1 protein-coding gene is annotated in these 642 nt (G+C 56.2%); it reads right to left on the reverse strand.

Features of this window, described 5'->3' with window-relative positions:
• Positions 1-16 precede the first annotated feature (16 nt).
• A partial coding sequence (locus NW820_RS13270) for a hypothetical protein (protein WP_414407760.1) occupies positions 17-642 on the reverse strand: 626 nt, incomplete at its 5' end.

Below are 642 nucleotides of genomic sequence, written 5' to 3' on the forward strand. Positions count from 1 at the left end.
AGCCATTCTCGACTACTCAAACCGGCATGGCAATAGGCAGCCGCTCTCGGCCCAAAAGATCGGCCACTGCCTTGTAGAGAATGCGCAACTCCTGCCGGGTCAGGGTGCCTTTTTCAAGGCGGTTGCGGTCTAGACCTGTTTTCAAAGACAGGCGCAGGGCCACAAAGTTGGGATCCGGAGCGTAGCGCTTGGCATAGTCCATCAGAGCCTGAGCCAAAGACATGGTGCTGTCCTGCACAGGGGGCAGTAGCGGCTTTCCGTCAATCAGAATGGCTTTGATGCGCTCTGAAATGGCTCTGAGGTCGGTGATGGAACGGGTCAGAAACAAGACAAAGTAGGGGCTTTTGGGAAACGCTTTGATGACAACCCGCAGCGCCGGAGTACCTGCCAAGAGGTAGTCCGCCTCTTGGTCAGAGCTGACAAGCTGGCATAGACGACTGTTGGCCTGGACTAGGTCGCCGGCGTAGGTGCCCAAACGTTCTAGGGCTTGCTCCTCTTGGGAATCGCTGACGTAGGTTACTTTGGCTACTGTAGCACCATCAGTGGCCCGCCCTATCAAAACAGCAATCAAGCCCGGAAGGCCGGCGATGTGCTGTTCAATCACGCTGCTGAGGGTTCGGATAGCCATGATCTGACTCCTTC

The sequence above is a fragment of the Synechococcus sp. R55.7 genome, assembly GCF_047461955.1.
GTDB lineage: Bacteria > Cyanobacteriota > Cyanobacteriia > Thermostichales > Thermostichaceae > Thermostichus.